Source organism: Bartonella sp. A05 (assembly GCF_026930145.1).
GTDB lineage: Bacteria > Pseudomonadota > Alphaproteobacteria > Rhizobiales > Rhizobiaceae > Bartonella.
On sequence record NZ_JANHOJ010000002.1, the window covers coordinates 205937 to 228528 of the forward strand.

A 22592-nucleotide genomic window follows, 5' to 3' on the forward strand; every position below is an offset into this window, starting at 1 on the left:
ATTTACCTCTTATTTGCCTTCCCCATAGATTGAAGAAGCTCCAGCATAATTTTTGCCCGCTCTGTTATTTTTATCCCTAAAGAACCTTCTTCAAAAATTTTCTGAAAATAAGAGACCGCATCATCCATCTGATTAGCTTTATAAGCAGCTAAGCCCAAAGCTTCTCTTGCAGATAGGTGCATAGGATCACTATCATTTGCCATATCTTCGACGCGTTTTTTCACATCATCCAATGTTCCTGTATCAACGAGAATATAAGCCGCTCGAATTTTTGCAACTTTCCGCAAGATTAACGGCGCTTTTTCATCAGCTGCAACCGCGTCAAATGTCTCCACTGATTTAACAGCATCACCTTGCTCCATCAGTAAAGATGCCTCACGTAAACGAGCAAGAAAAGGATATGCCCCAAAATCAGACGCTTTAACCTTTTCCAATTGCCCCATAGCCTCATCAAAATCATGTGAACCCGCTAAATCAAGGCTTTTTATAAATGCATCACCAAGAGCGCTTGCCTTATTCATTTGCTTATAATGATAAATTTGATACACAGTCACTGAGAGCACTAAAACAATAGCCGCAACAATAACCCACAAACCATAACGTTTCCAAAAAGAAAAAAACTTTTCTTGGCGGAACTCTGTATTAACTTCAGTAATAAAACTATCATAAGACATATATACGACCTTAGAAAAAAGTTTAATCTCCGTATTTTACGCATAAATGAACAAAGATGGTAGTCCTAATCAACTAAAAATCTCACAATGATCCATTGATTAACTGAAAATAACAAATACTTGCACCAATTAAAAACTCTGGAACTGCCTCTTAATTGATATAACAAACTTTACCTAACCTAACCTATATACCTTATAGATAATAACACAAATTTACGTCAGCTCATCAAAAAGCCCCAAAACGATGAGCCACCTGTTGCATTCTGCCTTATCTCAACACGCAACACTGCATAATAGCAAGAGGCAGAACATCATATAATCATTTTGGCGACTGTTTTCTCCACACACAAATACCATTAAAACAGCAAAAAATGTTTTATTGTAATGGCCAAATCCACATTAACATTGGAACTGCAACAATTGCGACTAATACTGCTAACGGCGCCCCCAAACGCGGATAATCATTAAAACGATAACCACCCGGCCCCATCACCAACATATTACATTGATGTCCAATAGGCGTGAGGAACTCGCACCCAGCACCAATGGCAACAGCCATCAGAAAAGCTTCGGGCTTATAATGAAGAGAATGAGCAAAACTGGATGCGATTGGTGCCACCATCATCACTGTTGCTGCATTATTCAAAAACGGTGTCACAAGCATTGCTGTAACCAACATAAGCGCCAATGCCCCAGAAGGCGGCAGGAACACTGCTACTTGACTAAGCCAATAACCGATGAGATCCGTACATCCTGTTTTCTCTAACGCTTCACTCACCGGAATAAGAGCCGCTAATAATATCAGAATTTGACCATCTAAAGCCTGATACACGTCACGCACCGGAAGAACCCGACAAACAACCATCGCAGCAGCTGCAGAAAAAAAAGCAAACGCAACTGGAATGATCTGAAGAGCTGTCAAAATAATTGCTACGAACAAAATCGATAAAGATACAAGACCATGCCGTAAATTACCGAACACAATATTGCGTTTTGCTAAGGGAAGACATTTCAATTCTCGTAATACATTTGGAATAACTGTATCCTGTGCCTGCAAAACAATAACATCCCCAAGACGGAAAACAATATCACCCAATTTTTCCCGCACTCTTTCCTGCTGACGACTTAACGCAAGTAAGTTCACATCATAGCGTTCAAAGAGAGAAAGCTTTTTAGCACTGATACCAATAAGAGGTGAATCATGTGTGATAACCGCCTCAATAATATCAATATTACTATCCTTATCGACTGTGGGAATGCTACGACCGGTCGAAAATTCTAAACGAGCTGAATTAATCACACTATCTAGCCCCTTATGCGACCCCTCCAACAAAACAATATCCTTCTCAGAAAAAACAAAATCCGGAAATGGTGAAATAGACACTTTGTTTCTAATGACTTGGATAACCATAACATCACCGCCCGATGGCTTAACAAGATCCATAATAGTTTTTCCCACAATCGGAGAATTAACTGGAATGTGGACTTCCAAAATATAATTACGAATATCAATAGCCTCGTTAAATGATACACCTGAACGCGTACGAATAGGCAAAAGCCAATAAAAAAACACCAAATACAATACACCAACAGCAGCAACTGTTGCGCCAACTGGCGTAAAATCAAACATGGTAAAAGATGTCCCGACCAAGCGTTCTCGCATAGCCGAAACAACAACGTTTGGTGATGTACCTATTTGTGTCATAAGACCACCCAACAAAGCAGCAAATGACATGGGCATTAGAAATACAGATGGTGAAACCTGAGAACGACGAGAAAACTGAAAAGCTATTGGAAGCATAATAGCCAAAGCACCAATATTTTTAACAAAAGCTGACAAAATCGTAACAGAAATAACCAAAAAAACCAATTGAAGCCGGATTGACTTCACATCTGGCCATAGCCGTTGAATAATAAATTCCATCACACCTGAGCGCGACACAGCCGCACTCACCACAAACACACTCCCCACAATAATGACAATATCATTACTAAAACCGCTAAAAGCTTCCTTCGGGCTAACAAGACCAACAATACAAGAAATCAATAATGTACAAATAGCAACGATATCATAACGAAATCGATCCCAAATAAAAACGATCATCATGATACCAATAATAGAAAACGCCATTATTTGATTTCCTGTCATAATACCCTCCTCTCTTTGTTAGCTGATGTGACAATAGCAAACTTTATTTTTTAATTGTTTCACTCTTTAGTGACAAGATAAGATCAAATATAGCCTCTGCCTCAAAATGATCTAAATAATGCAAAAGATCATGAACAGCACATGCTCCTTTTATCATAGCTTTTGCAGAATACTGAAACCAAAGGAAATTAATGGCAGTTTATAAAAGCCTATTGAAAAAAAGATTAGAATTGTCTTACATGCAAAAAGAAATAAAATGGGAGAGATATCGAATTCGTGTATACTATCTCTGAACTTTTATGGTTGCTTAAAAAGCTTATCTACACACTCGTATATAGTGATAAAATCGAAAGAAAAAATGATGGTCAATCTTCATGATAGAGTTCAAAAGAACAACAGGTACTGGCTAACCTATATTGTTGGATTTATCGCTATTTCGATAATCATAATTGTCGGTGGTTTTTATATGGTAAAACCTTATCTCGATAGTTTTGTACAACAGGAAATAGCCCGCCGCTCTATCAACGCAGAGACATCTGAAGTGAGCATCATAGGACGAGTTAACTTGACAAATGTCACTGTACCGGTTCCAGCAGATATGTCACTTAAAATTAAATCCGTTTCAGGCCGTCCTCCTATTGCCTTCATTCCTGGTGTTTTCACACTTTATGATGTTGATTTGAAGTATAAAAACATTCATGTACAAATCCCCAAAATTTCTATCAATAATGTATCCTTAAAAGGAAAAGATAAAACGATTACATCTCGTTTTTTGCAATCACTTATGCGGATTGATATCGCATCAATTATTGCGCCAGATGTACAAATTTCCATAGGACACAAGAATACAGAAACATTCAACATCAAGAATTTTCAGCTCTCTAATTTTAAAAATGGTCTCATTCGTTCTGTTGGAATCAAAAATATAATCACCAAGACAAATCTAGCAACGACAAATACAGATGATCCAAAACTGGTACGTCTGATTGCTCAAAGCGACGCAATGCAAGCACATGATATTAACATCAGCTATGCTTATTCTATCCTCTTTGGTGAAAATAAACAGACGAATCAAAGCAAAACCGTTACTGGCTCCATCGTACTCGAAAATATGATCATTGATCTTTTCACGGAAAAAGAAAAAAAATCTTCTTTCTCGTTTGGCAAATTTCAAACATCGGGTCTAAAAATGGCACCGCTCGAACAAGCGTCTAAGAAACTTGTCCAAGACTATCTTAACGCAATCAAAACAAACGATCATGTTGCTAAAAAATCAGCACAAAATGCACTTCTCATAGCCAGCCTCTCAGCCATTACCTCAGTTAATGCCCAAATTGATAAAGCAGCTATTGATATTCCACAGATAAAAGCAACTCTCGAAACATTTCAATTAAAACCAAGCCAATGGCAACAACACATACCACAAAAACTTGTTCTTTCACTCAAGGGACTTTCAATATTCCCTACGAAAATAGAAAAACAAGACATAGATTTCTTCAAAAATATGGACTTTGAACGTCTTTATTTGTCAGGAGAACTTGATGCTTCTTACAATGAAAAAAAACAAACACTGCTTCTTAATGCCATATCTTTCAACATAGAAAATATCGGCTCTGGGAAAATATCCGCGAAAATTATTAATGTTGATAAAGCATTGTTTTCTGGTCAAAAAGATGCAATGATTGTTGCCTCTCAAGACCTTGGCGTAACCGAAATTGATATGCATTATACTGACGCTGGCTTTATTGATAAACTCTTTTCTTATCTTGCGCAGAGTTTTAACGATGATACACACGATCTCAAACAAGAGCTTTATGACGATTTATATCTCATTATGACACGAAGTATCGAATTGTTGCTCAAAGATCATAAAGAAGCAAAAAATATTTCAAAATATTTCGGGGATTTTGCTAAAAATCCAAAAACATTAATAATTAAAATAAAAGCAAAAGATAACAAAGGACTGACAAAAAATGACCTCGAAACTGCCCTGCAAAATGATTTATCAACCGTTCTGAATAAAGTAAATATAACCGTAACAAATGAAACATCTAACTAAAAAACACGGCTGTTTTTTAAAGCGATAACTCATTACATATCATTAAAAATTATTATTCCTATTTTGTTCTTTTATATGATACCATAAGGTCATACATGATAATCCCCATAACAAGTATATATTGAGCAAAAGTCGATATTTGGAGTTACTTTATGCCTGATTTATCCTCAAATCGCTTACCAAATCGTGCTTCTCGTGTTACGAAGCGAGCGCTCTCTGCTATCGAACGTTTTCTCCATATCGAAGCTCTTAGTGGTATCGTTCTTTTATTAACAGCAGCTTCTGCACTTATTCTTGCAAATTCTGAATATTCTTCTTTTTATAAAGCCTTCTGGCATACATCTCTTGGTTTTAACTTTGGCAATTTCACTTTATCACGAGATTTACATTTTTGGGTCAATGATGCTCTTATGACCGTATTTTTTCTTGTTGCAGGAATGGAAATTCGACGAGAAATTTACGAAGGCGCTCTTGCTGACTTTAGACAAGCAACTCTACCAATTGTCGCTGCAATAGGTGGTGTTTGTCTTCCTGCTATTATTTACTTCGGCTTTAACTTAAATGGTGGTCTTATCTATGGTTGGGCTGTGCCTACGGCTACTGATATTGCCTTTGCCTTAGGCATCCTTGCTCTTCTTGGAAAAGCAATTCCTGCCAATCTTCATATTATTCTTTTATCATTAGCAATTATTGACGATATCATTGCCGTTCTGATTATTGCATTTTTCTATTCAACCAATATTGATCCTAGTGGCTTGACCATTGCTGCAGCAGGCATCGCCTTAGTGTTATTCTTTCAATGGATTGGGTTCGCATCAGCATGGTTATACGTTCTGCCTGGTACCATCATCTGGTGGGGATTATTAATAACAGGTGTTCATCCATCACTCGCTGGTGTCATTTTAGGTATGATGACGCCGGTTTTGCCAACACGTCATCTTGTGTCTCCAATCACAATGCTCAGCAATGCAGTCAAAACACTCCAAGAAAAAAATACGAGTACAGATCTGCATCATATCGCAAAAACATTGAAAACAATGCGCAAAGGACAACGCGATCTCATGGCACCTGTAATACGTGTTCAAAAAGCATTACATCCATGGGTGGCATATGGCATTATGCCAATTTTTGCCTTTGCAAATGCGGGCGTCAGTTTTGAAAATTTTGACCTTTCTTCCGATACATCATTCTTGATCGTTCTCGGTATTATCATTGGTTTATGTGTTGGTAAACCGCTTGGTATTATAGCCGCTAGCTATCTGGCAGTCAAATCAGGCCTATGCCGCCTTCCTTCCAATGCAACATGGGCAGGCATATTACTTATTGGATTTTTAGCAGGGATTGGCTTTACAATGTCAATTTTTGTTTCAATGTTGGCTTTTAAAGACATTGTCCAGCTTGATTCTGCAAAAATTGGCGTACTTTGTGGATCCGGTTTATCTGCCCTTTTCGGCCTTGGATATGGATTTATTTACATCAAAAGCAATAAAAAAGCACAAAATAAATCTTAATGAATCCAACGCTAATTAAACCCCAATGATAACTAAATCCTTTGAGCGGAACTTTTAAAAGTTTCGCTTAGTCATTTCAGTATAGATTTTCTTACAATCACATCAAAAAATAAGATAAAAAATATTCTTGTAAGCACCATCTCATTTATTTTATTCAAAAAGATATATGATCATCGAATGAGAATTTTAACACTTAAGAGCACAATCTTTCCATTTTAGGTTTCTCAAATGCAGCCAACAACCGTTCTTGCAAAACCTTGACTCTCAACCTAATATCATGTCTTTCATTCAGCATATGCGTATGCATCGAAACAGATAATGAGCATGTGTGCGCTCTTTCTTTAAAAAGACTTAAAAGCTTTTAACAACTCTGCACATTAGAATAGACTATAGAATCTATAAATCACCAAAACAAACTACGCAATCCACGGGCTCTAGAGTAAACTATTTTTATTTGGAAGCTGTGTTAAAATAAAAAACGCTTACCCTCTATCAAGGCCATAAACAGCATGTAATGTCCTAACTGCAAGTTCAGTATAAACACTATCAATCAGAACAGAAATCTTAATCTCTGAAGTAGTGATTGCCCGAATATTAATACCTTTTTCAGCCAAAGCTTTAAATGCTGTAGCAGCAACGCCCGCATGGCTGCGCATTCCAATACCAATAATAGAAATCTTGGCAAGATCACTCTCAGACTGAAGAACGTCAAAACCAATTTCTTTACGATTTTTCTCAAGAAGTGCAACAGCCTTATCAACATCAACTGATGGTACAGTAAAAGTCATATCGGTCTTTGAACCATCTTCAGAGATATTCTGCACAATCATATCAACATTAATGCGTTTTTCAGCTAAAGGGCCAAAAATTGCTGCTGAAATACCCGGACGATCTGCAAGCCGACGGAGTGAAATTTGAGCTTCATCTTTAGCAAAAGCAATACCAGTAACATTCTGTTGTTCCACAATTTCATCCTCATCACAAATAAGTGTTCCATCCTCCATACTCAAAGCATCGGGATCCTCAAAACTTGATCGCACGAAAGTTCGAACTTTATGAACCATAGCCAATTCAACAGAACGAACCTGCAAGACTTTAGCTCCAAGAGAAGCCATTTCAAGCATTTCCTCAAAAGCTACTTTCGATAAACGACGTGCTTTAGGTTCTACGCGCGGATCAGTTGTATAAACACCGTCTACATCTGTATAAATATCACAGCGATCAGCTTGAATCGCTTCTGCCACTGCAACAGCACTTGTATCTGATCCACCGCGTCCTAAAGTAGAAACCCGATTACCTGGAGCTAACCCCTGAAAACCAGCTATAACCGCAACCTGCCCTTCTCGAAAACGCTGTATCAAAAAAGAGCCATCAATATCTGTAATTCGCGCACCACTATGCGCGTTATCCGTATAAATAGGAATTTGCCAACCGAGCCATGAGCGAGCATTCACCCCCATTTCCTGGAGTGCAATAGCCAGTAAACCTGCTGTTACCTGTTCACCAGAAGAAACAATCACATCATATTCATAAGCATCATGCATTGGTGAAGCATCACGCGCCCATTGAACCAACTCATTGGTTTTTCCAGCCATGGCCGACACCACCACAGCAACTTCATTGCCTGCATCAACTTCTTTTTTAACATGCCGTGCAACATTACGAATGCGTTCAATATTTGCGACAGATGTTCCACCAAACTTCATAACAATACGCGCCATTTATGACACTCTTACATTTTTTATTTCAAACAACAGTGAGAATAAGGTTTCCCAGCATATAAAATTGCCTTTTGACATAACGAATATCAATCATTTTCGCAAGTCTAGCATATGCACGTTAATTTATACTTGACTTTAAAAGGAATCCATTTGACTTGATAGAGTTGACAATAAAAGGAGGGCGTCATGATAGATGAAACGCACACAACAATTGATCAAAAAGAAATTGATCATTTTTCGCGTATTGCTGCTGAATGGTGGGATCCACAAGGAAAGTTTCGTCCGCTTCATAAATTCAATCCAATACGTCTTGCCTATATTAAAGAAAAAATCTGCCTCGCATTTGATCGTGATCCTCACTCACTCACGCCTTTTAAAAATTTAAAGCTTCTTGATATCGGCTGTGGAGGTGGTTTGTTATGCGAACCGATGGCGCGTCTTGGAGCAATCGTCGTAGGAGCAGATGCTGCGCAGACCAATATTGAAGTCGCAAAAATGCATGCAATCCAAAGTGGTCTTTCAATTGATTATCGCACCACTACCGCAGAAACACTTGCAGAGGAAGGCGAACAATTTGATGTAATTCTCAATATGGAAGTTGTTGAGCATGTTGCTGATGTTAATCTTTTCTTATCAGCTACAGCTAAAATGCTCAAACCCCAAGGGCTGATGTTTGTTTCAACACTCAATCGTACTTGGAAAGCATGGGGTCTAGCCATTATAGGTGCTGAATATATTTTACGCTGGCTTCCCAAAGGAACGCATGACTATAAAAAATTTCTGAAACCTCAAGAACTTAAAAATCGGCTATTCAAAGATGCCATAACTGTCATTGATGAGACCGGTATTACTTATAATCCATTCAATGACAGCTGGAATCGCTCACAAGATATGGATGTTAACTACATCCTCCTTGCAAAACGGCTTAAATAAATTACCTTAATGAAACACGCTATTGAGCTTCTTTCAGCAAAGAATCGAGCTTACCTTCAGCATCCAAAGCATACAGATCATCACATCCCCCAACATGGTAATCTCCTATAAAAATCTGCGGAAAAGTATTACGCCCATTCGCTCGCTGCACCATTTGTTGTCTAAGAGAAGTTGATGCATCAATATCTGTATATTTTACACCCTTTTCATCAAACAAAACACGCGCTTTTGCGCAATAGGGACAGTTGGGACGTGTATAAAGTGTGATCTCTTTCATAATATTCTCCAATGCATTTTAATGGACATAATCAATTTTTAATTGCCTCTCAAGAATTAGGCTCAACAGGGCCATTTTTTAATACACGAGAAAATGTTAACACATCAACCTGTCGCGCACCTGCATCTTTTAATGCCGCTGCTGCTGCGGTAATTGTTACACCTGTTGTTAAAACATCATCAATCAGCAAAATAGAACATCCATCTATATGTTTTTTTACTTTATCAGGCACCTTAAAAGCACCCTGTACGTTATGCTTGCGTTCCTTAGCAGACAAACCAACCTGTGGACGTGTATACCGACACCGCACAAGCCAACCAGGCTTGAAAGGTTTTTTCTGTGTGGCTGCAATATAACGCGCAAGCTCAGCAGACTGGTTATAACGCCGCCCCCAAAAACGATAAAAATGCAGTGGTACAGGAATAATGATATCGCAATCCTGAATAATCTCGCGTCCTGCAAATACCATCCAATTGGCCATAAAACGCGCCAATTCTATCCGATCACCATATTTCAATCCTATTGTTAAAGTTCGCGCTAACCCCTTATGAATAACAGCTGAACGAGCACGCAAAAAAGGAGGTGATGTCTGAAGAGCTTCACCACTCAGGAAACCATCGCCCATATCACAAGAAAAAGGAATCCCCATAATGGGGCAATAAGGTTTCGTGATAAATTGAAGATCTTTCCAACAATCAGAACACATCGTACCATAAGCAGAAACTATTTTTTTACATCCAAGGCAAGCTGGTGGATACAAAACTGCCATCAAGTGCTCAATGCCTTGACTTAATATATTCTTACCATTCAAAGCACTTTCCCCCCAAATATCACTTCGCAAATTTAGTCTTTTATAAGACTTATGGTTATAAGACTCATGGCGCAAAATAATATCTTTTGCACCTAAAAAACCTATAGAATTGAATTCATGCGAAAATGCTCACCTCTTATAAATTCTGTTACATCATCATAGACTTGATTAACATGCCTCCATTCAAAGCATACAATTTTATAATAGACCAAAAAAACTTAATGTTTATAATAGGCCGGCAGAGCTTAATGACATGTCGCATCCTTTAATTTTCGACCATACACAGATAGAACACTTCCGTAAACGCGCTTTCAAAAACGCAAAAGAGGGTTATGACTTTTTACTATCTTATGTGGCTAGTGATCTCTACAAACGTCTAAGTGCCGTTGATCGTCAGTTCACATTAGCCCTAGATTTACACGGACATACGGGTCTGGCAGTTCCAGTTTTAGAAAAATCAGGAAAAGTCCATTCTATAGAACGCGTTGAAACCGATACACTTTACCAGAGTCATCAAAAAAAATTCCATTTACGTCATCGCGAAGTTCTTGATTTTCCTCAACACTATTGTGATCTTATTATTTCGCTTCTCTCACTACAGTTAACGAATGATACCCCTGGAGTACTCAGTCAAATAAAAAATATTCTTAAACCTGACGGCTTATTTCTTGCCGCTATGGTCGGAGTTGGAACATTAAGAGAATTGCGTGAAAGCCTTCTTCAAGCCGAAATCGAAATTTATGGCGGCGCTAGTCCAAGGGTTTATCCCTTTGCTGATATTCGTGATGCAGGCGCTATTTTGCAGCGCGTCGGTTTTGCGATACCTGTAGCAGATGTTGAAGATATCACTATACGCTACGATACACTATTTGACCTCATGCGTGACCTTAAAGCGATGGGGATGCAAAATGCACTCATCAACCGCTCACGACGCCCCTTATCAAAGCGTTTCTTCCTCCGTGCTGCCGAAATATACGCGCAACAATTTAGTGATCCTGATGGTCGTATTCGTGCACATTTTTCCTTCATCTGGCTATCTGGTTGGGCTCCGCATCAAAATCAACAAAAACCCATGCGACCGGGTTCAGCTCAAATATCTCTTGTCGATATTTTAGAAAAACAACCAAAACAAAAATAGAACAATTTATCGTTTCAACATAAAAATTATTTTTCAAAAATACTTTTATCCGTTTCACGTAATATCTGACTTGTTATTGTTCCCGCCAACATTGAACCATTTACGTTCAGAGCTGTACGCCCCATATCAATGAGAGGTTCAATAGAGATAAATACAGCCACCAAAGAAACGGGAAAACCCATGATTGGCAATACAATCAATGCGGAAAAAATAGCACCACCGCCAACACCAGCAACACCAATGGAACTCAAAGTTACGACGCCAACAAGGGTTGCAATCCAGATAGGATCAAGAAGATTAATATCAACAGATTGCGCGATCATAGCTGCTAGCATTGCCGGATAAATACCTGCACAACCATTTTGCCCAATCGTAGCACCAAAAGAAGCTGCAAAACTTGCTATTGATTGTGGAACACCAATCTCTTGTGTTTGTGCTTCAATATTTAAAGGAATACTCGCCGCACTCGAACGGCTACTAAAAGCAAATATCAAAACAGGCAAAACTTTTTTAAAAAAGCGAAACGGATTAATACCTGATATGCCAAGCAATATGCCATGAACTCCAAACATAAGGATAATAGCAACATAAGAAGCAACAATAAAAACCAATAAATTTAAAATATCTGCAACATTTGAAGTTGCACCTACCTTAGTCATAAGTGCAAAAATACCATAAGGTGTTAAAGTAATCACGATACGCACTAACCGCATGACCCAAGATTGTACAACCTGAATCAATGAAAGAACTTGCTCTCCTTTATCTGGATCATCATTCTTTAAAAGAGTAACCGCAGCTCCTAAAAATGCCGCAAAAATAACAACACTAATAATTGATGTACGCTTAAATCCACTTAATGCAGCAAACGGATTTTGAGGGATAAAGGATAAAATCATCTCTGGTACATTCATATCCTCAAGTGGAAAAGTATAGTTTTGCATAACAGCGGACACATCTGATCCTCCATGCAAAAAACCACTTGCCGTTAATCCGAAGAAATTAACCACCAAAACACCAACCAATGCTGAAAGAAAGGTTGTAAAAAGCAGTATTGAGATTGTTATTATACTCACTCTGCCAACAGCATAAACAGAATTCAAATGCGCGACTGCCGACACAATGGAGATAATAACCAATGGCATAACAATCATTTTCAGTAATGCTATATAACCATCTCCAACAATGTTAAACCATTCAACAGACTTTAACAGAGTAGGTGCATCTTTTCCGTAAATAACTTGTAAAATACTTCCAAAAATTAAACCAAAAGCAAGCCCCAGCATAACACGCAAAGAAACACTCAATTTGATTTTCTTACTTTGAGCCAGACCTAACAAAAAGAGAATAAATATAAACAGATTAGTCAAAAATCCAAATGTCATTATTTGTTCCTAATATTATTGAAATTTATATTATAAAAATAACGCATAATGCACATTCAATTGGTAATATATTAAAATAGAATATAAATCTTACTACAATTTTACAAAATTATTACTTGAAATAACTATAAAATATAATAATTTTCATCGGTTAATAATTATCTACATATAAATAAAATATTTTTTAACGAGGAACAAACCATCCCCCTTGCACCTGCAATACAAAACGATGGAAAAATGCACTCCCAGTAATGATTAAGCGATTGATTGCACAAAAATATGGAAATACCCTTGTAGTAGGTACGAAGTCCCTTCTTGGAAAACAAATCCATCTACAAATTACTTTAACAGAAATATTGAACAAACTAAAATATCTATCATTTGCAGATAATTTTTCTTCTTACAAACATATTAAAAAAGAAAATTTTTCAATACTTGAACCAATGGTTTATCAGCATCAGGCATAGAATATTTATCAAGGTCACCGATAAACACCCATTTTAAATTTTGTCCTTCCCGCCCCTGCGGCATACCTTCATAATCGCGACAAAGATAAAATGGCATGAGTAGATGAAATGTTTCATAACTATGACTCGCAAATGTTAAAGGCAATAAATGGTTTGGCTGGACATGAATTCCAAGCTCTTCCTCTAACTCACGAATCAAGGATACCTCTGGCGTTTCACCTTGTTCAATCTTTCCACCCGGAAATTCCCATAAACCAGCCAATGATTTTCCTTGGGGCCGTTCTGTAAGCAGAACTCGGTTATCTCGATCTAACAATGCACACGCAACAACAAGAAGAAGTGAATTTTTCATAAGCATACCGATCTCCAATAGGAAGAATGACAATAATCACTTCTTCTATCATACTCCTCCACCAAAAAACGAAGAAATCCGAACTTTTAGAACTTCAAAAAAGTGAGACCCAATATCTGCGTTTATACTGCATCCGTTAGCTTCTATAATCCCCATTAATTGCAACATACTCTTTCGTTAAATCGCAAGACCAAACTTTCGCCCGACCACTCCCAAGACCAATATCAACACGAATCATAATATGTTGACCTTGCATATAAGCGCTAACAACTTCTTCATTATAAGAAGGATCACGCTCTCCATTGATCGCTACACGATGTTCACCAAACCAAATCGCCAACAGATCACGATCTGCTTCAACACCTGCCTTACCAACAGCCATAACGACCCGCCCCCAATTGGCATCTTTACCTGCGATAGCCGTTTTCACAAGGGGTGAGTTTGCAATGGACAGAGCAATTATCTTAGCTGCACGATCCGTTGTAGCACCAGTCACCTGCACCTCAATCAAATGACGAGCGCCTTCACCATCACAAACAACCTGCAATGCAAGCTCATGTAAAAGCTCTCTCAACTGCTTTGCAAATACCTCATAACGTGGATCGGATTTATTCGTCAGACATGACAAACTTCCCTTTGCTTTTCCTGTCGCAAACATCATTAATGTATCTGAGGTCGAAGTATCACTATCAACAGTAATCGAATTGAAAGATCCTTGAACCGCATCCGACAACATCGATTGCAGTATATCCGAAGCAATCGCTGCATTAGTCACCACAAAGGAAAGCATCGTAGCCATATCTGGCGCAATCATACCAGCGCCTTTTGCGATCCCATTAATGGTAACAGTTTCTCCCCCCAAATCAAAGCTACGCGTCGCCAATTTAGGAAATGTATCCGTCGTCATAATAGCTTTAGCAGCTTCCAACCAATTTCCTTCTTCTGCTGTAGCTGCCATATCTGGTAAAAGCCTTAAGATACAAGACTCCTCCATTGGTTCACCAATAACCCCTGTAGAGGCTATAAAAATTTCATTTTCAGGAACTTTCAAAATGCTTGCTGCAGAACGAACTACTGCCTCTGTTGTCTGTTTGCCTTTATGTCCCGTAAAAGCATTTGCATTTCCAGAATTAACAACAACGCCCCTAGCAATTCCATGAGACAATGATGCGCGACAATGATCTACAGGAGAAGATGGGCATCTTGAGCGTGTAAAAACACCAGCGACATTGACCGGCTCATCAAATACAATAAAAAGAAGATCTAATCGATTTTTATATTTAATCCCAGCCTTAGCTGTAGCCAGCCGCACTCCAGATAACGGAGGAAGCCCTTGTATCGTTTTAGGAGACAAAGGCGATATCCTTACAACCATTCCATGTTCTTCTATCAAAATAAACGAAGTTTAATGCAACAAATTATTACTGAGCTTTTTGAAAAGATGAATATATCAAATAGCTCAGCTTGAAAAGATATTATTCCCCCTCTCCGCCTGTGGATCCTTCATCCGGAAGCGGTAGCTCATTATTATTGAGCGATTGCATAAGTTTTGCGACATTAGAATCAGGATATTGCACATCCATCTTGCCACGTAAATCATTGAGAAGCGTTTGATAACGATCTCTCATAATCTGCGTACGCAATACTTCTTTAACATCATCAAATGCAGGAGGTTGTTTCACGCGACGGTCTTCTACTTTAATAATATGCCAACCAAATGGGCTTTCAACGGGTTTTTTAGTGTATTCACCAACTTTCAAAGCAAACGCAGCCTCTTCGAAAGGTTTAACCATTTGACCTTGACTGAAATAACCGAGATCCCCACCAACAGTAGCAGAACCATCTGTTGAATCTTTTTTTGCAATCTCTTCAAAATTTCCACCCTTTTTCAAACGCTTAATAATGGCTTCTGCTTCTGCTTTTGTTTTTACCAAAATATGACGCGCTTTAACCTCATCCTCTTTAGGCAAAGCAGCAATTTCTTTCTTATAAAGGTCTGTCAAATCAGCATCCTTAATCTGATCAACGACCGTTTTTTTAAAATAAAGCTGCTGAAGAGCAACATCACGCATTACAGTCATACGTTTCTCATAATCTGCTGTCTTATCAACGCCATTCTCAACCGCTGCTTTAACAAACGCTTGCGTATCCAAATAGATTTTTAAGACCGTTATACGACGTTGTTCTTCAGGGAAACGCGCAAAATTAGGATTGATTTCAAGCGCCATCTCATCCAATTGCCCCGCTGTAATCTCCTTCCCATCAATAACTGCCATAACGTGAGAAGGTGCAACTGACTTTTCAGCAACTTTGTCTAAAGTCTTCAAATCATTTGGTGCAGATTTCACACTTTCTTGTGCAATCGCACTCAAATTTGTGCTTGCCAATAAAGTTGATGCCAAAACCAGCGTGATAAAGTTGAATTTCATAAATATATACTCCTTAAGAATTGAATGCGTGCTCAACGCTCAAATTCTTTATATCATAACATTTTAATCTCTAAACATAATAAATAAATTAATTTTGCGTTTTAAAAGGCATAAAATTGATCTTCCCCTTTTAATACACATCATTTCACTTGAAAGCTACAGAACATGATAATATAGAAAGACATTTTCTCAATGACTCCATATTTTATCAACAAACGAACATTACTAAAGTTGACACGATGAACTTAGGCTCTTATCTCTACTTTAGAATGCACTTAAATGTAATGATATCGCCCATATCTTATTGTATCAAATATAAAAGATGCAGGAATGGGTATAATATATGAAGCACCCAATAGTGGTGACAACAAATAATAAAGAAAGGACCAGGAATGGTCAGTTTAGGCGTCTTTGCGCGTAAATTGTTTGGTTCGGCTCAAGAACGCCGTATCAAAGCTCTTCGCCAAAAAATCATACAAATTAACGCATTGGAAGAACAATTCCAAAAATTGAGCGATACACAGCTTTGCCAAAAAACCAATGAATTTCGTAAACGATTAACCGAAGGGGAAACCGTTGATTCGCTGTTGCCAGAAGCTTTTGCGACTGTCCGTGAAGCAGCAAAGCGTGTTTACGATATGCGTCCCTTTGATGTACAGCTCATTGGTGGAATGGTTCTACATAGTAGAGGCATTGCTGAAATGCGTACCGGTGAAGGTAAAACACTCATGGCAACTCTGCCAGTTTATCTCAATGCATTAGAAGGAAAAGGCGTTCATGTTGTTACAGTAAACGATTATCTTGCTAGTCGTGATGCTGAAACAATGGGTAAAATTTATAGCTTTTTGGGGTTAACGACAGGCGTCATTCTACACGATCTCGATAGTGATGCCCGCAGAGCAGCCTATGCCTGTGACATCACTTATGCAACAAACAATGAATTGGGTTTTGATTATCTACGCGATAATATGGTATTTGACCGTAGCCAAATGGTTCAACGAGGACATTATTATGCCATTGTTGATGAAGTTGATTCAATTCTTATCGACGAAGCACGTACCCCTCTCATTATCTCCGGTCCTCTAGAAGATCGTACTGACTTCTATAACCTGATTGATCAATTAATCCCTCGTCTAACTCCAGAAGACTACGAGATAGATGAAAAACAAAAATCAACAACCTTTACGGAAATAGGTACCGAAAAAGTTGAAGAAATGCTTAAACAGGTTGGAAACCTTAAAGGTGAAAACCTCTATGATATAGAAAATGTTGCAATTGTCCATCATATCAATAATGCTTTAAAAGCACATAAGCTGTTTATCCGTGATAAAGATTACATTGTTCGTAATGGTGAAGTTGTTATTATTGATGAATTTACTGGTCGTATGATGCCAGGACGGCGATATTCTGAAGGATTGCATCAAGCATTAGAAGCCAAAGAGAAAGTCAATATTCAACCAGAAAATCAAACATTAGCTTCCATTACTTTCCAAAATTATTTCCGGATGTATAAAAAACTATCCGGTATGACCGGAACCGCATCAACAGAAGCTGAAGAATTCGGAAATATCTACGATCTTGAAGTTGTTGAGATCCCCACAAATCTGCCTGTGAAACGTCTTGATGAAGATGATGAAGTTTATCGAACAGCAGAAGAAAAATATCGTGCCATCGTGCGTGATATTCGTCAAGCACACGAAAAAGGACAGCCTATTCTTGTTGGTACAACTTCTATTGAAAAGTCAGAACAACTCGCAGAACGCTTACGAAAAGAGGGAATTACTAATTTCAAAGTCTTAAATGCTCGCTATCATGAACAAGAAGCGTATATTATTGCACAAGCAGGTGTTCCTGGGGCATTGACCATCGCAACCAATATGGCAGGTCGCGGTACTGATATACAGCTCGGCGGTAATGTCGAAATGCGCATTCAACAGGAATTAAAGAACGTTCCTGAAGGGCCAGAACGCATCGCTAAAATTGAAGATATTAAGAAAAATGTCAAACAATTGAAAGAAAAAGCATTATCTGCTGGGGGTCTTTATGTTATTGCCACTGAGCGCCATGAGAGCCGTCGCATTGATAATCAGCTCCGTGGACGTTCTGGACGACAAGGTGATCCTGGTCGTTCAAAATTCTTTCTTTCTCTTCAAGACGATCTTATGCGGATCTTCGGCTCCGATCGTATGGATACCATACTGCAGAAACTTGGATTAAAGGAAGATGAAGCCATTACCCATCCATGGATTAATAAAGCACTCGAAAAAGCTCAAAAAAAGGTCGAAGCACGAAATTTTGAAATTCGTAAAAATTTATTAAAATATGACGATGTGATGAATGATCAACGCAAAGTTATTTTTGAACAGCGTATGGAAGTGATGAATGCAGAAGATCTAACGGAAACAATCATCGATATGCGCAATGAAGTCATTGAGGATTTAGTAGAAACCTATATTCCATCCGGAACATATTCAGAAAAATGGGATGTAAAATCTCTACAAGAAGAACTGAACCAGCTTTTCAATCTTAAGCTTCCATTAGAAGAGTGGGTAAAAGAAGATGGAATTGCTGAAGAACAATTCTTAGAGCGTATTTCAGATGCTGTAACCAAGCTTGAAAATGAACGTACTGAGCGTTATACTCCAGAGGTTATGATTTATTTTCATAAAGCTTTACTGCTTGAAACTATTGACCTGTTATGGCGTGAGCATCTGGTTAATTTAGATCATTTACGTTCTATTGTTGGTTTCCGTGGTTATGGTCAACGTGATCCACTGAATGAGTATAAAACAGAAGCATTTGAACTCTTTCAATCTATGCTTAGAAATCTACGTAGAAATGTCTCTTCTAAAATTTTATGTTTTGAACTTATTCAGCATACCGCAGAACCACCAATGCCTATACAAACCACGCCTATACAAGCTACAGCTGAGCATCCTGCCTTTAACAACAATGCTGAGAACCTCGAAAACAACCAAAATGAAAAAAATAGTACTACATTATGGACACGAACACGCGAAAATAGGTTTGTTCATCCAGCAGAGCGGAATCCAAATGATCCAACCACATGGGGAAAAATTGGACGGAATGAACTTTGTCCTTGCGGCTCAGAAAAAAAATACAAACATTGTCATGGATCTTTCGTTTCATAAAGCAAACAGTCAAGATGGATAAAAAACAAAATTATGATCAAGAATTGCGCGCGGCGGGTTTAAGAGTAACACGCCAAAGGCGTATTATTCTTGATGTTTTGACTGATACAGACGATCATCCAAATGCATTTGAAATTTTTCAACGTGTCAACGAAATAGATCCCAATATTTCGCTATCAACTGTTTACCGTACCATGAAAACATTGGAAGAAAATGGAACAATTCATCGCCATGCCTTTAGTGGAGGCCCATCCCGTTTCGAGCAAGCAGATGGAGAACACCATGACCACCTTATTGATATAGAAACGGGACAAGTTATTGAATTCCAATGCGATATCATTGAAAAAATACAAGAAGAAATTGCGAGTTCCCTCGGCTATGATATTATCCATCACCGTCTTGAACTTTATGGAAAAAAATGCAATTCATAAATTGATGATTTCGCGTGTAATGAAAAAATTACTTTAGGTAAGCCAAATTCCTGCACAAATTTGCATTAAAAATCCATAGTTTCCATTGGCAAGAACGCTTTTCTGTTTTATCACCGTGTATTATATGCGATGGTATAATGCCATCAGTTGTTAACATTATAATAATTAGGCTGATATCGCCATGGTTTCTTTACCACAAAATCGTATAAAACAACTTGAAAAACGCTTTGAAATAATTGAAAGTCAAATGGTTGGAAACCCCAATGCTGAAACTTATGTCAAACTAGCTTCTGAATATGCAGCATTGCAGCCAATCATCACCTCTATACGAAAACTCAATGCACTCTATAAAGAAAGTGAAGAGCTCGAAATCATCATCAGTGACACGCAAATAGATATAGAAATGCGTAATCTTGTTCAGGAAGAGTTGCCGTTATTATGTCAAAAAATTGAACAACTTAAACAAGAACTCCAAATTCTTCTTTTACCCAAAGATATAGCTGATGAAAAAAGTGCTATCGTTGAAATTCGGGCAGGAACTGGTGGATCAGAAGCAGCGCTTTTTGCTGGTGATCTTTTCCGCATGTATGAACGCTATGCAAGTGCTCATAAATGGAAAGTTGAAATTGTTTCACTGAGTGATGGTGAAGTTGGAGGATATAAAGAAATTATTGCGAGCATTTCAGGAAAAGGCGTGTTCTCTAAACTCAAATTTGAATCAGGTGTCCACCGTGTGCAACGTATCCCTGAAACAGAAGCAGGTGGACGTATCCATACATCAGCTGCGACCGTTGCAGTCCTTCCAGAAGCCGAAGAAATCGACATCGAAATTAAACCAGAAGATATTCGTATCGATACAATGCGTGCTTCTGGTGCAGGTGGACAGCATGTAAACACAACCGATTCAGCTGTTCGTATCACGCATATTCCAACAGGAATTATGGTCGTACAAGCAGAAAAATCGCAACATCAAAATCGAGCCCGTGCGCTTCAAATTTTACGCGCGCGTCTATTCGATATCGAACGGCAAAAAGCAGAAAGTGAACGCTCAACATCCCGTAAAACGCAAATTGGCTCCGGAGATCGCTCAGAACGTATTCGCACATATAACTTTCCACAAGGACGAGTTACTGATCATCGTATTAATCTCACTTTGTATAAGCTAGATCGTGTCATGGAAGGAGATCTTGACGAACTTATTAATGCTCTTATTTCCGATCACCAAACAACTCTCCTTACCGAAATCAATAATAACGGATGAGTAATTATTCTCTCAATTATATGATTCAGAAAACACAAGAAGAACTGCGTTCTCAAGGAATTTCTGAAGCCAATCTTGATGCAAAGCAACTCATAGAGTGGATAACAGGAACGAATTCAATTGACAGAATTCTTCGGCCAGATATTTGCCTGTCTGCTGAACAAATCATACAGTTAGAAAAAGTTATAAAACGGCGTGTTGCTGGCGAACCCGTCTATCGTATTATTGGGATGCGAGAATTTTATGGCATATCATTCGCTTTATCCCAAGATACGCTAGAACCACGCCCTGATACAGAAACACTCGTTGATCTTGTTTTACCAATTCTCACAAAACAGATAGAAAAATCAAAACAAGCAACATTTCTTGATATGGGAACAGGAAGCGGCGCCATTGCGATTGCAATTCTCAAACAAATTCCTCAAACGCACGCAATAGCTGTCGACATTTCTGAAGATGCTCTAAATACAGCAACACAAAACGCAACACATGCCAATGTTGCACATCGTTTTACTCCCTTGCACAGTGATTGGTTTACTTCTGTTACAGGTCAATTTGACCTTATTATTTCTAATCCACCCTATATTCCAGAAAAGGATATCAAAAACCTTGCAAAAGAAGTGCGCCTGCATGATCCGCTGCGCGCTCTGGTTGGTGGAAAAGATGGTCTTGATTTCTACCGCAAACTCGCTTGTGAATCAGCAAACTATTTAAAAGAAGAAGGATATATAGCCGTTGAGATCGGTTACTCTCAAGAAAAAGAAGTTTGCAATTTGTTTGAAAAAAGTGGATTTAAGTGTTTAAAAATGTGCGAAGATTTAAATGGTATACCTCGCGCACTTCTCTTTGCACGCAACAATTAAAATGTCCAATCGTCATCCGTAGTTGCCACAGCCTTACCAATCACATAAGATGAACCAGACCCTGAGAAAAAGTCATGATTTTCGTCAGCACTCGGCGACAAAGATGCCAAAATGGCAGGATTAACCCGACAAACTTCCGGTGGGAAAAGAGGCTCAAAACCCAAATTCATTAACGCTTTATTTGCATTATAATGAAGAAAAACTTTAACATCTTCTGTCAGTCTAAGAGCATCATAAAGATCTTCAGTATATTTACATTCAATGTTATAAAGATCAAACAATAGGTTAAAGGCAAAATCCTTTATTTCTTTCTGGTTCTCTTCATCAAGTTTTGCAAATCCTAATTGAAATTTATAGCCAATATAATAACCATGTACAGCTTCATCACGGATAATAAGCCGAATTAAATCAGCTGTATTGGTCAATTTAGCACGACTAGACCAATACATGGGCAAATAAAATCCAGAATAAAACAAAAAGCTTTCAAGTAAAGTTGAAGCAACTTTTTTCTTAAGTGGATCATTTGCTTCATAACGCTCAAGAACTAATCGCGCCTTTTTCTGCAAATGAACATTTTCTTCCGACCATCTAAAGGCATCATCAACCTCTGCCGTCGAACATAATGTTGAAAAAATAGAGGAATAAGAACGTGCGTGCACCGCTTCCATAAAGGCAATATTCGTCAAAACAGCCTCTTCATGCTCTGTCACTGCATCAGCCATCAGTGAAATAGCCCCTACAGTATTTTGAACCGTATCCAGTAGAGTTAGCCCTGTAAAAACACGAATTGTCAGTTGTCGCTCTTCTTCCGTCAAGCTTGCCCATGAAGGAATATCATTAGAAAGCGGCACCTTTTCAGGCAACCAAAAATTTCCAGTTAAACGATTCCAAACTTCAAGATCTTTTTCATCATGCAACCGATTCCAATTGACAGCACTCACAACAGGATTCTTAGTTGTAATCTTTGTCATATAATCTTCTC

18 protein-coding genes are annotated in these 22592 nt (G+C 38.3%); 8 read left to right on the top strand and 10 right to left on the bottom strand.

All coding sequences use genetic code 11. From position 1 onward, the window contains the following. Nucleotides 1–2: 2 nt before the first annotated feature. Both NPX98_RS03280 and NPX98_RS03285 read right to left on the bottom strand, forming a co-directional pair. Nucleotides 3–674, bottom strand: a complete 672-nt coding sequence (locus NPX98_RS03280; protein ID WP_269022635.1) for a DUF2659 family protein — start codon at nucleotides 672–674, stop codon at nucleotides 3–5. Between the two features lie 376 nt (nucleotides 675–1050). Further along, nucleotides 1051–2823 carry an SLC13 family permease gene (locus NPX98_RS03285; protein WP_269022636.1) on the bottom strand — a complete coding sequence of 591 codons (1773 nt, stop codon included), beginning with the start codon at nucleotides 2821–2823 and terminating at the stop codon, nucleotides 1051–1053. Nucleotides 2824–3184: 361 nt separating this feature from the next. On the opposite strand from NPX98_RS03285, the gene NPX98_RS03290 reads away from it, so the two are divergent. Together NPX98_RS03290 and nhaA are read left to right on the top strand one after the other, a co-directional pair. Beyond that, entirely contained in the window at nucleotides 3185–4882 is a 1698-nt protein-coding gene (locus NPX98_RS03290; protein WP_269022717.1) for a hypothetical protein, read from the top strand. Between the two features lie 152 nt (nucleotides 4883–5034). Next, on the top strand, nucleotides 5035–6393 hold the full coding sequence (gene nhaA, locus NPX98_RS03295) for a Na+/H+ antiporter NhaA (protein ID WP_269022637.1): 1359 nt from the start codon (nucleotides 5035–5037) through the stop codon (nucleotides 6391–6393). A gap of 482 nt (nucleotides 6394–6875) precedes the next feature. On the opposite strand, the gene NPX98_RS03300 is transcribed toward nhaA, so the two are convergent. Continuing rightward, entirely contained in the window at nucleotides 6876–8114 is a 1239-nt protein-coding gene (locus NPX98_RS03300) for an aspartate kinase (RefSeq protein ID WP_269022639.1), read from the bottom strand. Nucleotides 8115–8300: 186 nt separating this feature from the next. On the opposite strand from NPX98_RS03300, the gene ubiG reads away from it, so the two are divergent. Further along, complete coding sequence (gene ubiG / locus NPX98_RS03305) at nucleotides 8301–9047, top strand: bifunctional 2-polyprenyl-6-hydroxyphenol methylase/3-demethylubiquinol 3-O-methyltransferase UbiG (protein ID WP_269022640.1); 747 nt, start codon at nucleotides 8301–8303, stop codon at nucleotides 9045–9047. Nucleotides 9048–9066: 19 nt separating this feature from the next. Here ubiG and grxC read toward each other — a convergent pair whose 3' ends face one another. Both grxC and NPX98_RS03315 read right to left on the bottom strand, forming a co-directional pair. Continuing rightward, the gene (grxC, locus tag NPX98_RS03310) at nucleotides 9067–9324 is read right to left on the bottom strand and encodes a glutaredoxin 3 (protein WP_269022641.1); all 258 of its coding nucleotides are present in this window, start codon (nucleotides 9322–9324) and stop codon (nucleotides 9067–9069) included. Nucleotides 9325–9373: 49 nt separating this feature from the next. Further along, the gene (locus NPX98_RS03315) at nucleotides 9374–10093 is read right to left on the bottom strand and encodes a ComF family protein (protein ID WP_269022718.1); all 720 of its coding nucleotides are present in this window, start codon (nucleotides 10091–10093) and stop codon (nucleotides 9374–9376) included. Between the two features lie 295 nt (nucleotides 10094–10388). On the opposite strand from NPX98_RS03315, the gene NPX98_RS03320 reads away from it, so the two are divergent. Next, entirely contained in the window at nucleotides 10389–11273 is an 885-nt protein-coding gene (locus tag NPX98_RS03320) for a methyltransferase domain-containing protein (protein WP_269022642.1), read from the top strand. A 26-nt stretch (nucleotides 11274–11299) separates the two neighbouring features. Here NPX98_RS03320 and NPX98_RS03325 read toward each other — a convergent pair whose 3' ends face one another. The 4 genes from NPX98_RS03325 to NPX98_RS03340 all read right to left on the bottom strand — a co-directional run bounded on the left by NPX98_RS03325 (nucleotide 11300) and on the right by NPX98_RS03340 (nucleotide 15903). Further along, a complete protein-coding gene (locus tag NPX98_RS03325; protein ID WP_269022643.1) occupies nucleotides 11300–12655 on the bottom strand; it encodes an L-cystine transporter in 1356 nt (451 codons plus the stop codon). A gap of 411 nt (nucleotides 12656–13066) precedes the next feature. Continuing rightward, nucleotides 13067–13480 carry an 8-oxo-dGTP diphosphatase MutT gene (gene mutT / locus NPX98_RS03330; RefSeq protein ID WP_269022644.1) on the bottom strand — a complete coding sequence of 138 codons (414 nt, stop codon included), beginning with the start codon at nucleotides 13478–13480 and terminating at the stop codon, nucleotides 13067–13069. A 130-nt stretch (nucleotides 13481–13610) separates the two neighbouring features. Continuing rightward, complete coding sequence (gene argJ / locus NPX98_RS03335) at nucleotides 13611–14849, bottom strand: bifunctional glutamate N-acetyltransferase/amino-acid acetyltransferase ArgJ (RefSeq protein ID WP_269022645.1); 1239 nt, start codon at nucleotides 14847–14849, stop codon at nucleotides 13611–13613. 100 nt (nucleotides 14850–14949) lie between these two features. Beyond that, entirely contained in the window at nucleotides 14950–15903 is a 954-nt protein-coding gene (locus NPX98_RS03340; protein WP_269022647.1) for a peptidylprolyl isomerase, read from the bottom strand. A gap of 392 nt (nucleotides 15904–16295) precedes the next feature. On the opposite strand from NPX98_RS03340, the gene secA reads away from it, so the two are divergent. From secA to prmC, 4 genes are all read left to right on the top strand, one after another. Further along, nucleotides 16296–19055: a preprotein translocase subunit SecA gene (gene secA / locus NPX98_RS03345; protein WP_269022648.1), complete on the top strand. Its 2760-nt coding sequence runs from the start codon at nucleotides 16296–16298 to the stop codon at nucleotides 19053–19055. Between the two features lie 14 nt (nucleotides 19056–19069). Continuing rightward, on the top strand, nucleotides 19070–19486 hold the full coding sequence (locus NPX98_RS03350) for a Fur family transcriptional regulator (protein ID WP_269022649.1): 417 nt from the start codon (nucleotides 19070–19072) through the stop codon (nucleotides 19484–19486). A gap of 181 nt (nucleotides 19487–19667) precedes the next feature. Further along, complete coding sequence (gene prfA, locus NPX98_RS03355) at nucleotides 19668–20747, top strand: peptide chain release factor 1 (protein WP_269022651.1); 1080 nt, start codon at nucleotides 19668–19670, stop codon at nucleotides 20745–20747. Next, nucleotides 20744–21610, top strand: a complete 867-nt coding sequence (gene prmC / locus NPX98_RS03360) for a peptide chain release factor N(5)-glutamine methyltransferase (RefSeq protein WP_269022652.1) — start codon at nucleotides 20744–20746, stop codon at nucleotides 21608–21610. Before prfA ends, prmC begins: the two co-directional genes overlap by 4 nt. Here prmC and nrdF read toward each other — a convergent pair. After that, the gene (gene nrdF / locus NPX98_RS03365) at nucleotides 21607–22581 is read right to left on the bottom strand and encodes a class 1b ribonucleoside-diphosphate reductase subunit beta (protein WP_269022653.1); all 975 of its coding nucleotides are present in this window, start codon (nucleotides 22579–22581) and stop codon (nucleotides 21607–21609) included. The two genes, prmC and nrdF, sit on opposite strands and share 4 nt — an antisense overlap. Nucleotides 22582–22592 lie beyond the last annotated feature (11 nt).